The sequence below is a fragment of the Burkholderia gladioli genome (genome assembly GCF_000959725.1).
Classification (GTDB): Bacteria; Pseudomonadota; Gammaproteobacteria; order Burkholderiales; family Burkholderiaceae; genus Burkholderia; species Burkholderia gladioli.
The window spans coordinates 3,108,696-3,122,033 of sequence record NZ_CP009323.1 but is presented as its reverse complement, the minus strand read 5'-3'; the positions used below and the strand labels follow the sequence as shown (position 1 = coordinate 3,122,033).

The following is a 13,338-nucleotide window of genomic DNA, read 5'->3' as shown; positions in this document are numbered from 1 at the left end:
GGCGGCCCTTCGCGAAAAATTCGCTGCTCGCCGTAACCCGCCGCCGTCCTCCATCGAACTCACTGTCGTACCCACACCAGGTACCACTCATCCACCCATCAGGAGAATCACCATGTCGGCAAAGAAATCGGTCAATTCCGCTCTCATCCTCGGTGCCGTCGCGAGCCTGCTCGCCTCGGTCGCGCACGCCGCTCCGCTCACCAAGGCCGAGGAAGGCGCGGCCATCGCGGCCCACAAGGAAAAGTGCTACGGCGTGGCGCTCAAAGGCCAGAACGATTGCGCGGCAGGTCCCGGCACCACGTGCCAGGGCACCTCGACGGTCGATTTCCAGGGCAACTCGTGGAAGTTCGTGCAGGGCGGCACCTGCACCAGCATCGTGACGCCGGGCGGCGGCCACGGTTCGACCACGCCGATCAAGTCCTGATCGCCGCCGGCGGCCCAGGAGACGAGCATGATGGAGTTCCTCAGCCCGGCAGGCCACGAGCCCAGCCGTCTCCAGCCGGCCGCCGCGCAGGCGGGCCTGCTGGCCGGCACCAGTCTCAAGAGCCAGCACATCGCCGAGATCCTCGACGAAACCCTGCACGACGCATTCTTCGAAGTCCATGCCGAGAACTACATGGGCGCGGGCGGCCCGCCCCATCGCTGGCTGGCTGCCGTGCGCGAGCGCCATGCGCTGTCGGTGCATGGCGTGTGCATGTCGATCGGCGGCCCGGCCCCGCTCGATGCCACGCATCTCGCGCGCTTCGGCGAGGTGGTGCGGCGCTACCAGCCCGCGCTGGTTTCCGAGCACCTGGCCTGGTCCTCGCATGGCGGCGCGTTCTTCAACGACCTGCTGCCGCTGCCCTACACGAAGGCCACGCTCGAGCGCGTCTGCGATCACCTCGACCAGGTGCAGAACGCGATCGGCCGCGCCATCCTGCTCGAGAATCCCTCGACCTACGTGGCCTTCGCGCAATCGAGCTTCAGCGAGACCGAATTCATCCGCGAAGTGGCGCGACGCAGCGGCTGCGGCCTGCTGCTCGACCTCAACAACGTGTTCGTGTCCGCGACCAATCACGGCGGCTCGGCCGAGGCCTATCTGGCCGAGTTCCCGATCGAGCGGGTCGGCGAGATCCACCTGGCCGGCCATACCGAGCAGCGCGACGACGAAGGCGAGACGCTGCTGATCGACAGCCACGATCGCCCGATCGCCGATGCGCTCTGGCAGCTCTATGCCGACCTGATCGCGCACACCGGCCCGATCCCGACGCTGATCGAATGGGACAGCGCGCTGCCCGACTGGCCGACGCTGCGTGCGCAGGCGCTCGAGGCGCGGCGCATCCAGCTCGCGCTCGCGCCGCGTTCCGAACCGGCCCGCGCCCACCACGAGGCCGCCGATCATGCGCACTGAGATCGATATGGATAACTACGCTTCGGCATTCGCGCCGGGCCTGATCGACCCTAGCGTCAACGCGCCGGCCGAGCTGGTCGCGCATCGAGGCAAGCGGGTCGCGAAGCGCTACGACGTCTATCGCAACAACGTCACGGTCAGCCTGATCGATGCGCTCGCCGCGATCTACCCGGCCGTGCAGCGCATCACCGGCACCGAATTCTTCCGTGCCATGGCGCGCTTCCATCTGCGCGAGACGCCGCCCGTCTCGCCCCTGCTGTTCGAATACGGCCGCGATTTCCCGGCCTTCATCGAGCGCTACGAGCATGCGCGCGCGATGCCCTGGCTCGCCGACACGGCACGCATCGAGCGCGCCTGGCTCGACGCCTATCACGCGGCCGATGCCGAACCGCTGTCGGCGCAGGACTTCGCCGCCTTCGCACCGCAGCGGCTGGCCGAGCTGCGCTTCACGCCGCATCCGGCCACGCGCATGGTGCGCTCGCCCTATTCGGCGCTGGCGATCTTCGCGATGAACCGGGGCGACGCGCCGCTGCGCACGCTCGATGCCAGCGAGGCGGAAGACGCGCTCGTCACGCGTCCCGGCCTCGAGGTGATCGTCACGCGCCTGCCGGCCGGCGGCGCCGAATTCCTCGGCAGCCTGATCGACGGCGCCACGCTCGGCGAGGCGGTCGCGCTCGCCATGCAAACCCAACCCGCGTTCGAGCTGTCCGCCCATCTCGGCGGCATGCTCGACGCCGGCGTGTTCAGCGCCGCCCACCTCGGAGACTGATCATGATGTCCGACGCCCGAACCCTGAAGCGCTCGCCGCTGGCCTGCGCCGCCGTGCTGGTCGGCCGCGCGCGCCGCGCGGTGCAATGGCTGGCCCGCCCCTGGCTGGCCCAGCTGGTGCTGCGCCTGGCCCTGGCGGTGCCGTTCTGGAAATCGGGGATCCTGAAATGGAACGGTTTCCTGCAGCTCAACTACACGGCGATCGAGCTGTTCACCAGCGAATTCCAATTGCACCTGCCCGGCGGCCCCTATCCGTTCCCGGCGCCGGCCCTGTTCGCCTTCCTGTCCGGATGCGGCGAGGTGCTGTTCCCGGTGCTGCTGGTGCTCGGCCTCGGCACGCGCTTCGCGGCGATCGGCCTGCTGCTGATGACCTGCATCGTCGAGCTGACCGTGCCCGACGGCTGGCCGGTGCACCTGACCTGGGCCGCGATGGCGCTCGGCATCGCCGCCTGGGGACCGGGCCGGATCTCGATCGACCATCTGCTCGGCGATCGTTCGCCGCGCGACTGACACGGCGCGACGGCCGGCAGCCCGACGAGATGCTCCGATGAAAACCCGCGAACTGGTCGCGCGGCTCGCCGCCGATGCCGGGCCGGTCGAGCCCGACCGCGTGACGCGCCGGATCGGGCGCGCCCTGCTGGGCGGCCTGGCCGGCAGCATCGCGCTGCTGGTCGCGCTCTACGGCATCCGCAGCGACATGCCGCAAGTGCTGCTGAGCGCGGCCTTCTGGATCCGGCTGGCGTTCCCGCTGGCGATCATGGTGGCGGCGGTGCAGTTGACCGAGCGCCTCGGCCGGCCCGGCGCGCCCACGCGCCTGGCCTGGTTCGCCGCGGCACTGCCGCTGGCGGTCATGGCGCTGGCCGGCATCGGCCTGCTGCTGGCGACGCCGCCCGGCTACCGGCTGCAATTGATGCTGGCCGACTGCTGGCCGCTCGCGGTCGGGAACCTGGTGCTGCTGTCGCTGCCGCCGCTGGCTGCCGCGATGCATGCCTTGAAGGGGCTGGCGCCCACCCGCCTGGCGCTGGCCGGCGCGGGCGCCGGGCTGCTGGCCGGCGCGCAGGGCTTGCTGGTGGATTCGCTGTATGGGGCCGACGGCGCGCTGTCGCTCTGGGGGCTGGCCTATGCGCTGGCGATCGGCCTGACCAGCGCGCTCGGTGCCGCGCTGGCGCCCAGGTACCTGCGCTGGTGAGACGGATCGATGAGGAAGGTCGACGATGCCGCGTCGCGCGGGAGCGCGCGACGGGAGCGGGAATGGGAACGGGACAACGTGGAGATCGGGATCAGCCGCCGCCGACGCAGGCTTCCTCGGCCGAGATCGTCTCGCGCAGCGCGGCGGTATGCTCGATGAAGGCCGCGTACATCAGCAGCGAGCAATCGCTGTCGCGCAGCGCGACGCCCCGCTGCTCGGCCTCGCTGTCGAGCAGGCGCAGCAGGCCCTCGCGATCGCTGCACTGGTCCAGCATCGCCTTGAGCAGGATCTCCTGGGCATGGACCCGGCCGGACAGCACGTCGATCCGCATCTCGTCCCTGCTCATCCTGCCCGCGCCCGCCGCGGCTCCGGTTCGCTCGCGCCGCTGCGTGCCGTCTCGATACTGCCCGTTCATCTGGTCTTGCTCCCGTGATGCATGCCGCGCGCCCGGCGCGATGCCGCGGCCGCGCTAACCGGCCCCGCGCGCGAAGCCGTCCTGTCTGCCCTGTCCTGCCCGATTTGCGGCTCGCGCCGCGGTTCAGCTGACGAAGATCGCCAGCGCCACCGCGCAGGCCACCAGCAGGGCACTCGCCCCGAGCAGGTATTTCTCGAACGTCACGGCCCGGCTGCGGCGCGGTTCGCCCAATGGAGTTTCCATTGCCCTCTCGATATCGAAACGACGCCGCGAATCGAAATGCGCGGCGACTGAGCCAGATCGCGGCATCTGCCGCGAGTTGAAGGAATTCCGGTTTTTCAACATCGCGGAATGAATACGGGGATTATGCAATCCGCGCCTTTCATTCGCGATAGACGGCATTCTGTTATCGACAACAGTTCGATTTATCATTGTCCGATCACCGCATGAAAGATGAACCAGCAGTGCAACAATTGCAGCATCGAATTCAGGCCGGCACGCGCCAGGACTGGCGCCGCGGTGCGGCCCATGCGCCGTTTCCGGCACTGTGGCGGGAATGCGGACATATCCTAGCATCCGCCATTTCCCGACACTAGATTAATCGTTCGGCTCAAGTGATATCGGGGCATTTCGTTCTCGACGATGATCGCCATCGAGCCGCATTCAATCCAATTACATATCCAATAAGCCGAGTGTTGCGGCGCGTTTTACTGTCAGCGAAATGTGATTAACGGAAAATTTTTCGTTAAGCCGCTTGTAATAGCCATATACGGTGGGCACCGCCACGCACAATTGCCCGGCGATATCGTGGGCGGTGCAGCCGCTGCGCAGCAGCCTGAGGATGCCGGTCTCGCGCTCGGTCAGCGCGAGCGAGCGGGCCGCGTCGGAACGCTGTTGCCGTGCATGCCAGTCGAGCAGTTCGCTGGCGATCAGCCGATAGAGGATGCGCTTGCCGTGCAAGGCGGCCTCGCCCTCACCCGCTCTCGCGTCGAGGCCGACGTAGAGCACCCCGCCCAAGCCCGGCGTCGGCAGGTGGGCCGGCGCGATCAGCTTGGCGCGAAAGCCGTGCGCCGCATCGTGCTCGCCCAGCGCGCAGGGGCCGTCCGCGCGCGGCGCGATGGCGGCCGCGCCGGTGGGCGCCGAATTGCGCCGCGCATAGGCGATGCCGGGATCCGTCTCGAACCAGCCGCGCGCGCGATAGCTGTCCAGCCAGGCCGGAGCGGCATCGGTCAGCACCTCCTCGTCGCCCAGCCGCGGCGGCTCGCCTTCCGCCGGAACCAGCAGGAAGGCGAAACGTTCGGCGCCGAGCAGCCGGACCAGGCGCGAGACGATCTCGCGCAGGGCCTCGCGATGCGGCGCGCATTCGAGCTCGTCGAACAGCGCGAAGCAGTCGTATTCGGATGCTTCGTGCGACTGGGCTGGCGCCGCGATCGACAGCGCGCCGGCACGCACGCCGAACGCGCCGGCATGCGCCTGCGCGCACAGCACGCCATCGGAGGGAGTCGGCAGGCCGGGCCTGCCGTCGGTCTTGCCGGGTCTTGAGAAAACGCTCATACGAAGGCTCTCTAGGTGTGTGCCGGGGTTCGTGCGCCGATGGCGCCCTCGATCGAACCCGCCACGTCATGGATAGACGGTTTCCGCTCCAGCCTGCCCTTGTCGCTTGCAAAATCTGTGATCGCAGCTTGCTCGATCGCTTCAATGGACCAGGGGCATCCTCTCCGATCGGAAAGGACGCCGTGCCGCAACTTCGACTGCCTGATGCTGCCCTGCTCGCGCCGCCGGGCTGGTGGCCCGCGGCGCCTCTCGTGTCATGCCATCGTGCCGGCTCAGGTACGCAGGCTCGCCCCGCCGTCCAGCTCGTCGGCGGCGGCCCGGTCCTCGCTGCGGGTCAAGCGCAGCGACACCGTCATCGCCACCGTGCTGGCATAGACGTTCAGCGCGGTGCGGCCCATGTCGAAGAAGGCATCGACGCCGAGGATCAGCAGCACCGCCTCGGCCGGCAGGCCGATCGCGGCCAGCACGATGGTGATCGCCACGATCGCCCCCGAGGGCACGTTCGCCGCGCCGTCGATGGTGATGATGGTCAGCACCAGGATGGTCAGCGCGAGCGGCCAGCTCCAGGCCACGTGATAGGCATCGGCCAGGTAGCCGACCGCGAGCGCCGTATAGAGCACGGCGCCGTCGCGATTGAAGATGTAGGACAGCGGCAGGATGGTGGAGGCCACCGACTGCGGCACGCCCATCTCGGTCAGCTTCTTCAGGTGCACCGGGTAGGTGATTTCCGAGGAGCGCGTGGTGAAGGCGAGGATCAGCGGCTCGCTGACCTTGCGGATCACGGCTAGCGGCCGCTGGCCGGCGGCGATCACGATCGCGCTGAGCAGCAGGCCGAGGATCAGCATGCCGAGGTAGGAGATGCCGAGCAGCTTGACCAGCGGCATCAGGCCCGACACGCCGCGGCTGCTCATCAGGCCCGCGACGGCCGCGAAGATCGCCAGCGGCGAGAGCGCGACGATCCACTCGACCATCTTGAACAGGCCGGCGAGCAGCGAGGCGAACAGGTTGATGGCGGGACGCCCGGCCTCGCCGGTGGCGCCCAGCGCGGTGCCCAGCAGCACGCCGAACACCAGCACCGGAATCGCGTTGCCCGAGGACAGCGCGGCCACCAGGTTCTGCGGGATCAGGTCGGTGATGAACTTGACCCAGTCGATGCTCGAGGCGAGGTGCTCGGGCAGCGCGCCCGATTCGGTCAGCGGCGCGCCCAGGCCCGGGCGGAAGATCCAGTTGAGGCCGAGCCCGAGCGAGCTCGACACCAGGGTCATGACGATGAAGAACAGGATGGTGACGAGCGCGGTGCGCCCGAGATTGCGTCGCTGCTCGACCGCGCGGTAGCTCCCGACCGTCACGGACAACAGGATCAGCGGCATCACCACCATCTTGATGGCGTGGCCGAACATGGTCGACAGGAAGCCGACGTCGGCCGCGAAGCGCGGCGCCGTGACACCCGCGATCGCGCCGAGGATCAGCGCCACGATCATCAACAGGGGAAGCGAGGTCCTGCTATTCTTTTGACTCATTTTTGGCCCGGATTAATTTGATTCTTGCAGGGGTACCGTCGACGATGTGATGCCACATATGCGTGCGGGCCGCCTCGGGCTGCCCGTCGCGGATCGCGGCATAGATCGCCAGGTGCTCCACGGTGCCGCGCCGCACGGTCTCGATGTCCTGGCGTGGCAACTCGTTCAATGCAAGCGTCTGTGCTCTCAGTAATTTATAGAAGTTATGCAGCCGCTCGTTACGCGCGGCCAGGAACAGCTCCTGGTGAAACACCCAACCGATGCGCTGCTCGGCCATGATGTCGGTGTCGCCGCTCTCGATCAGCCGCTCCATGCGCTCCACCGATGCCGACATCGCCAGCGTCGGCCCGCGGGCTGCCGCCAGGTAGGCCGCCGTGCTCTCCAGCGCGAGGCGAACCTCGTAGATCTGCTGGAGATCGTCGCGCGTCGGATCGTTGACGAAGGTGCCCCGCTTGTCGAACACGGTGACGAGGTTCTCCGCGGCGAGCCGCTGCAACGCGCTCCTGACCGGCATCTGCCCGATTCCGAGCTTGCTTGCCAACCCGCGATGTGAAATTTTTTGCCCTGGTTCCAGCCTGCCGTCGAGAATTCGTGTTCGAATTTCGTCGTAGGCGTGGTCAGCATCGGAATTTGTTTTTTCTTCCATTCTGTGATCGCAGTGTTGTCATTGCTAAACTCGCAATCGGCCCGCGCTGAGGATACCTCTACCGCCAGCGTCGATCAACCGTCAGATGTGACGAATCGAATAACGACTACGAAGACATCTTTTTGCTCCCCGATTCTCAATGAATACTCACGCTCCGATATTTGAAATTCTTACGGTTAGCGCGGATCAGGTGTATCCGCTGCGCGCGCGACTGCTGCTCGACGGCGATGAAATCGCCTCCCGGCTGTCCGGCGATCTCGGAGCGGATACGCTGCATTTAGGAATCCGGCGCGGCGAGCAGTTGGTGGGCGTGGCCTCGGTATGTCGCGAGGATTGCCCCGACCTGCCGCGCGACGGCTGGCGCCTGAGGGGCATGGCGATCGACGAGGCGCTGCGCGGGTTCGGCTTCGGCCGCGTGCTGGTGCGGCTGTGCGCCGAGCATGCGCGCGGGCGCGGCGGCCGCACCCTGTGGTGCACCGCGCGAGAAACCGCGAAGGGGTTTTATGAAGGACTGGGGTTTACCAGCGATCCCCGGGTGCTGTCACTGCCGACCAAGCCCGATGTGCAGTTTTATCGGATGTGGATGGATATTTGAAAATCGCCGCTCAATCGGCGCGATTATCTAGAGTTGAAACTCCAGGGCGCGGTGTCTCGATGTCGTGAAAATACGTCGCGCCGAACCCGTAAGCGCGGCATGGCTTCCGGTTAATCGCGCCGACGATGCGCTGCGCGATTATGCGGGCCGCATCGTCGGCCGCATCACGCACCGGATCATTCACCGGTTTATTTATCCCGTCGCGCCGCCCGCTCGCGCGGGCCGCATTGCCGAGCCACCCTCGCCTCGCGCTTTCCGACCAGTCCGATTGTCCCGTCCCCCCGCCCGCTGCGACCATCGCCACTCGCTGCGCGCGGCCTGTCCGTGAGGCCCGTGCGGAACCGGAACCGCAACAGGACAATCTCGATGAGCGAAGCACAATTCCCGGCGCGCGCCGCCGCCCGAGCCACTCTCGATGCCGGGCCGGAACCGGGCGGCCAGGGCCTGCAACGTGGCCTGGGCTGGCGCGACGCCTTCTGGGTCACCAGCGGCGTGCCGGCCGGCGTGCTGTTTACGATCGGCGGGGTGTCGGCCACCATCAGCCACCCCGCCTGGGCGATCTGGATCGCCGCGATCACCATGGGCCTGATCCAGAGCGCCACCTATGCCGAGATCTCCGGCCTGTTCCCGCACAAGTCGGGCGGCGCCTCGGTCTATGGCGCGATGGGCTGGGTACGCTACAGCAAGCTGATCGCGCCGGTCTCGGTCTGGTGCAACTGGCTGGCCTGGTCGCCGATGCTCGCGCTCGGCTGCGGCCTGGCCGCCAGCTACGCGCTCACCGCCCTGTTCCCCGCCGACTCGGTGATCCGCACCTGGCAGTTGCAGCTCGCCGACCTCGGCTTCATCAGCCCCGGCCTCACGCTGCGCATTAATGCCACCTTCCTGATCGCCACGATCCTGCTGCTGCTGACCTTCCGCCTCCAGCACAGCGGCGCCTCGAGCGCCGCGCGCACGCAGCGCATCCTCGGCATCGCCTCGCTCACACCGCTGCTGATCGTCGGCATCGTGCCCTTCGTGACGGGCGACGTGCCGGCCTCGAACCTGTTCCCGCTGCTGCCGCTCGGGCACGACGCCCACGGCAATCCGACCGCCGCCACGTTCGGCAGTTGGAACGGCCAGGGCGTGGTGATGGCGCTCGGCGCGATGTTCATGGCCGGCTGGGCCTCCTACGGCTTCGAGACGGCGGTCTGCTACACGCGCGAATTCCGCGATCCGCGCCGCGACACGGCCAAGGCGATCTTCTGGTCCGGCGCGCTGTGCCTGATCGTGATGACCCTGGTGCCGATGGCTTTCCAGGGCGCGCTCGGCACCCAGGCCATGCTCGATCCCGCGATCGGCGACGGCACCGGCGTGGGCGCCGCGATGGCGCGGCTGGTGGGCGGCGGCGCCTGGGTGGCCAATGCCATCGTGGTGATGCTGATGCTGTCGATCCTGCTGATCGTGATGACCTCGATGATGGGGTCCTCGCGCACGCTGTACCAGGCTTCCGTGGACGGCTGGCTGCCGCGCTACCTCTCGCACGTCAACCGGCACGGCGCGCCGACCCGCGCGATGTGGACCGACCTCGGCTTCAACCTGGTGCTGCTGATGATGTCGAACTACATGACGGTGCTGGCGATCTCGAACGTCTGCTACATGATCTTCGTGTTCCTGAACCTGCAGTCGGGCTGGATCCATCGCATGGACCGCGGCGAGCGCGAGCGGCCGTTCCGCTGCCCGAGCTGGCTGCTGGCCGCCGGCGCCGTGTGCGGCTACCTGAACCTGGTGTATGCCGGCGCGGGCGCTGACCTGCATGAAGCCGGCACGCTGCGCAACGGCCTGGTCGCGATGCTGCTGATCGTGCCGGTGTTCGTCTATCGCCACTACTGGCAGGATCGCGGCTGCTTCCCGGCCCAGATGCAGCGCGACATCGAACTGGTGCTGCCCGCGCGCAGCCGCTGGCTCGATCTCGCGCCCTACGCGGCGCTGCTCGGCGCGGTGTTCACGGTCGCCGCCGCCTGGTGGCTCGCGCGGCAGGCCTGAGCGCGGCCAGCCGCCCGCGACGGGATTGAGCCCGGCCATGATCCGAGCCGATAATCGCGCAGGCGCCTCGGCTTCGCGCCTCCTTCAACCCCTTCGCGGCAGCTTGATTCGATGACGAGTATTGGTCCCTTCTCGGTACAGGTGGTGGCGCTGGCGGCAGCCGCGCTGCTGGCATGGCTGATCGCCCTGGGCCTGGCACGGACGCTGCCGGGCGAGGCCGACCGGCGCGCGGCGAGCCTGCTGGTCGACGCCCTGCTGGTCGGCCTGCTGGTCGCGCGTCTGGCCTATGTGCTGCGCTGGTGGCCCCAGTACGCGGCGGCACCGGCCTCGATCGTCGCGATCGGCGACGGCGGCTTCTCGGCCTGGGCCGGGCTGGCCGCGGCGCTGGTCCTGCTTGCCTGGCGCCTGCGGCGCCGGCCGGCGGCGCGCCGCCCGGTGCTGGGCGGCCTGCTGGTCGGCCTGGCGGCGTGGGGCATCGCGCAGGGGGTGCTGGGCAGCATCCGGGACAACGCGCCGCCGCTGGACACGCTGGCGATCAGCACGCTCGACGCGAAGCCGGTGGCGCCGGGCCGTTTTGCCGACAAGCCGGTGATCCTGAATCTGTGGGCGAGCTGGTGCCCGCCCTGCCGCCGCGAAATGCCGGTGCTCGCGCAGGCGCAGGCGGCCCATCCCGAGCTCACGGTGCTGATGCTCAACCAGGGCGAGGACGCCTCGACGGTGCGCGGCTTCCTCTCGCAGATGGGCCTGCGCTTCGACGAGGTGATGCTCGATCCGCGACGCGACGCGATGCGCGTCTACGGCTCGCGCGGCCTGCCCACCACGCTGTTCTTCGACGCTCGCGGGCACCTGGTCGAATCGCATGTGGGCGAGATCACCGCGGCCCGGCTCGAGGACATCCTGCAGCGGCAGTTCGACCACTGAGCGCTCGCGCGCGAAGGGGCGCGCCCTCGCGCGCCCCGCCTGCCGTGTTCAGCCCGTCACCGCCCGGGTGGCGCGCACGAACTCCGACACGCCGGTCAGCATGATCTGCACGCCCACGCACAACAGCAGGAAGGCCGACACGCGCATCGCCACCTTGGTGCCCTCAGCGCCGAGATAACGCGCCAGCGTGGTGGCGCGGCTGTAGATCTGCCAGATCGCGAAGGCCACCAGGAAGGCCACCGCCAGCGAGATCAGCCCGGACATCAGGAAATCGACGGCGCCCTTCTGCCGGTTCGCGTGCAGCGCGATGCCGGCCGCGATCGAGCCGGGGCCGATCGTCAGCGGCACGGTCAGCGGGAAGAAGGCACGCGCCATCAGCTTCTGCAGGTCGCCGCCGCGCACCGTGCCCTCGGCCGCCGGCACGTCGGGCGCGTTGAGCATCGACCATGCCGGCCATCGCCACCGCGAAACCGCCGCCCAGGCGCAGCGCCTCCATCGAGATGCCGAAGAAGTTCAGCACCGGCGCACCGAGGAAGAAGATCACCAGCAGCGTGAAGAACACGTTGATCGCGAGTCGCTTGGCGAGCTGGGCGCGTTCGTCCTCGTTCAGCGACTCGGTGCGCTCGAGGAACACGAAGGCCATGCCGATCGGGTTGATGATGCTGATCAGGCCGGTAAACCCGAACAGAATGTCTGGAATCAGTCGCTCAACCGACATCACGATGCTTGGCTCCACTGGACGAAAGGAATCGACCGGGGCAGGCAAACCATGCGGCGCGTCGCGCGAGCGCATCCTGCCGGCAACCCGGGCGGCGACGATTCTCGATCAGAGGAACTGGCGGGGCTATCGGCCGAGTCTGAAAAGCATTCCTTCGGGGCGCGGCGACGCGCCCTCAGCCAGGCAGCCGCACGCCTTCGGCGGGCTCCGTCTCGGCCAGCCGCACCGGCCTCATGCGCGGCATCAGCACGTGCATGATCGCGAGCGCCACCAGGTAGGCCAGCGCGCCGATCGCGAACAGCGCCCAGTACTGCCCGGTGCGCTGCAGGGTCTCGCCGATCACGCCCGAGAACAGGAAGGAGCCGAGCATGCCCATCGTGCCGCCGATGCCGATCACGGTGCCGACCGCGCGCCGCGGAAACACGTCGGAGACGGTGGTGACGAGATTGGCCGACCAGCCCTGGTGCGCGGCCGCCGCCAGGCCGACCGCCAGCACCGAGAACCACAGCGCATGGAACTGCGAGAGCAGGCCGATCGGCGTGACGCACAGCGCGCAAACGCCCATCGTCAGCTTGCGCGCGAAGTTCACGCGGCCGGTGCGCGCGACCAGCCGCGACGAGGCCCAGCCGCCCAGCACGCTACCACCGCAGGCCATCGCGTAGATCAGGATCAGCGGCGGCCCCATGTGCTGCATGTCGATGCCGTTGGCCTCGTTGAGCCACTTCGGCAGCCAGAACAGGTAGAACCACCAGATCGGATCGGTCAGCAGCTTCCCGACCATGAAGGCCCAGGCCTCGCGATGGCGCAGCACCGCGAGCCAGCCGACCCGGCGCGGCTCGGGCTCGCCGCCGGCATCGGCGTCGATGTGGGCGAGCTCGTCGGGCGCCACGCGCGGATGCTCGGCCGGCGCGCGATAGATGCGCCACCAGGCGGCCAGCCAGACGAAGCCGACCGCCCCGCTCACCGCGAAGCTGGCGCGCCAGCCCCACAGCACGGCCATGATCGGGATCACGGCTGGCGCGACCACCCCGCCCACGGTGGCGCCCATGTTCCAGATGCCGGTGGCCAGCGCCCGCTCCGCCTTCGGAAACCAGATCGCGGTGGTGCGCAGCGCGACCGGGAAGTTCGAGGCCTCGGCGAAGCCGAGCAGCCCGCGCACCGCGGCGAAACCCGGCACGCTGGCGGCCAGCGCGTGCAGCATGGCGGCCGCGCTCCACATCGCCATCGCGCCGCCATAGACCAGCCGCGTCGAGACGCGATCGGCGAGCCGCCCGAACAGCATCAGCCCCAGCGCGTAGGCGGCCGTGAAGATCATCACGGTCTGCGCGTACTGCACCTGGCTCCAGCCGATGTCGGCCTGCATCAGCGGCGCGAGCAGGCCCAGCGTCTGCCGGTCCATGTAGTTGATGGTGGTGGCGAACAGCATCATCGCGCAGATGGTCCAGCGGTAGCGCGTCGAGGGCCGGCCCGCGGCGCCCGGATTCGGTAGGTTCACGTCTGTCTCCATGTTGGTGTTCGATCCGCGCCCGCGCGCATGACGCGCGACGGGGCGCATGACTCGCCCTCGCCGCTTGCCGCTGTTGCTGCCTGTTGTTGCCGG

14 protein-coding genes and 1 pseudogene are annotated in these 13,338 nt (G+C 68.5%); 8 read left to right on the top strand and 7 right to left on the bottom strand.

Annotation, left to right across the window (positions count from 1 at the left end; translation table 11 throughout):
• Positions 1 to 112: 112 nt before the first annotated feature.
• The 5 genes from BM43_RS30940 to BM43_RS30920 are packed head-to-tail and all read left to right on the top strand — an operon-like array spanning position 113 to position 3,347.
• Positions 113 to 424 carry a BufA1 family periplasmic bufferin-type metallophore gene (locus BM43_RS30940; RefSeq protein ID WP_013697619.1) on the top strand — a complete coding sequence of 104 codons (312 nt, stop codon included), beginning with the start codon at positions 113 to 115 and terminating at the stop codon, positions 422 to 424.
• A 27-nt stretch (positions 425 to 451) separates the two neighbouring features.
• Positions 452 to 1,390 carry an MNIO family bufferin maturase gene (gene bufB / locus BM43_RS30935; protein ID WP_036051909.1) on the top strand — a complete coding sequence of 313 codons (939 nt, stop codon included), beginning with the start codon at positions 452 to 454 and terminating at the stop codon, positions 1,388 to 1,390.
• Positions 1,380 to 2,159, top strand: a complete 780-nt coding sequence (locus tag BM43_RS30930; RefSeq protein WP_036051910.1) for an HvfC/BufC N-terminal domain-containing protein — start codon at positions 1,380 to 1,382, stop codon at positions 2,157 to 2,159. Before bufB ends, BM43_RS30930 begins: the two co-directional genes overlap by 11 nt.
• Positions 2,160 to 2,164: 5 nt before the next feature.
• Positions 2,165 to 2,668, top strand: a complete 504-nt coding sequence (locus tag BM43_RS30925) for a DoxX family protein (protein WP_036053545.1) — start codon at positions 2,165 to 2,167, stop codon at positions 2,666 to 2,668.
• Positions 2,669 to 2,705: 37 nt separating this feature from the next.
• Entirely contained in the window at positions 2,706 to 3,347 is a 642-nt protein-coding gene (locus BM43_RS30920; RefSeq protein WP_025100030.1) for a DUF1109 domain-containing protein, read from the top strand.
• 91 nt (positions 3,348 to 3,438) lie between these two features.
• Here BM43_RS30920 and BM43_RS30915 read toward each other — a convergent pair whose 3' ends face one another.
• The 4 genes from BM43_RS30915 to BM43_RS30900 form a co-directional block, all read right to left on the bottom strand.
• Positions 3,439 to 3,693: a hypothetical protein gene (locus BM43_RS30915; RefSeq protein ID WP_124093993.1), complete on the bottom strand. Its 255-nt coding sequence runs from the start codon at positions 3,691 to 3,693 to the stop codon at positions 3,439 to 3,441.
• Positions 3,694 to 4,434: 741 nt separating this feature from the next.
• Positions 4,435 to 5,316: an autoinducer binding domain-containing protein gene (locus BM43_RS30910; RefSeq protein WP_172535086.1), complete on the bottom strand. Its 882-nt coding sequence runs from the start codon at positions 5,314 to 5,316 to the stop codon at positions 4,435 to 4,437.
• A gap of 272 nt (positions 5,317 to 5,588) precedes the next feature.
• Positions 5,589 to 6,836 (bottom strand): dicarboxylate/amino acid:cation symporter, encoded by a 1,248-nt coding sequence (locus BM43_RS30905; RefSeq protein WP_036051911.1) that lies wholly within the window; start codon positions 6,834 to 6,836, stop codon positions 5,589 to 5,591.
• The gene (locus tag BM43_RS30900) at positions 6,820 to 7,482 is read right to left on the bottom strand and encodes a GntR family transcriptional regulator (RefSeq protein WP_013697612.1); all 663 of its coding nucleotides are present in this window, start codon (positions 7,480 to 7,482) and stop codon (positions 6,820 to 6,822) included. The genes BM43_RS30905 and BM43_RS30900 overlap by 17 nt, the downstream gene beginning before the upstream one ends.
• Before the next feature lie 139 nt (positions 7,483 to 7,621).
• Between BM43_RS30900 and BM43_RS30895 the strand changes: the two genes are divergently transcribed.
• Complete coding sequence (locus BM43_RS30895) at positions 7,622 to 8,077, top strand: GNAT family N-acetyltransferase (protein WP_013697611.1); 456 nt, start codon at positions 7,622 to 7,624, stop codon at positions 8,075 to 8,077.
• A gap of 10 nt (positions 8,078 to 8,087) precedes the next feature.
• Here BM43_RS30895 and BM43_RS41425 read toward each other — a convergent pair whose 3' ends face one another.
• Positions 8,088 to 8,261 (bottom strand): hypothetical protein, encoded by a 174-nt coding sequence (locus BM43_RS41425; protein ID WP_155296527.1) that lies wholly within the window; start codon positions 8,259 to 8,261, stop codon positions 8,088 to 8,090.
• Between the two features lie 182 nt (positions 8,262 to 8,443).
• Here BM43_RS41425 and BM43_RS30890 point away from each other — a divergent pair, with 182 nt between their 5' ends.
• Both BM43_RS30890 and BM43_RS30885 read left to right on the top strand, forming a co-directional pair.
• The gene (locus tag BM43_RS30890) at positions 8,444 to 10,099 is read left to right on the top strand and encodes a trimethylamine N-oxide permease (protein WP_036051912.1); all 1,656 of its coding nucleotides are present in this window, start codon (positions 8,444 to 8,446) and stop codon (positions 10,097 to 10,099) included.
• Positions 10,100 to 10,210: 111 nt separating this feature from the next.
• Positions 10,211 to 11,020, top strand: a complete 810-nt coding sequence (locus BM43_RS30885) for a TlpA family protein disulfide reductase (protein ID WP_036051913.1) — start codon at positions 10,211 to 10,213, stop codon at positions 11,018 to 11,020.
• Positions 11,021 to 11,068: 48 nt separating this feature from the next.
• Here BM43_RS30885 and BM43_RS30880 read toward each other — a convergent pair.
• Positions 11,069 to 11,738 (bottom strand): annotated as a pseudogene (locus BM43_RS30880) (MarC family protein).
• Between the two features lie 175 nt (positions 11,739 to 11,913).
• Positions 11,914 to 13,245, bottom strand: a complete 1,332-nt coding sequence (locus BM43_RS30875) for an MFS transporter (protein ID WP_042285577.1) — start codon at positions 13,243 to 13,245, stop codon at positions 11,914 to 11,916.
• Positions 13,246 to 13,338: the final 93 nt, after the last annotated feature.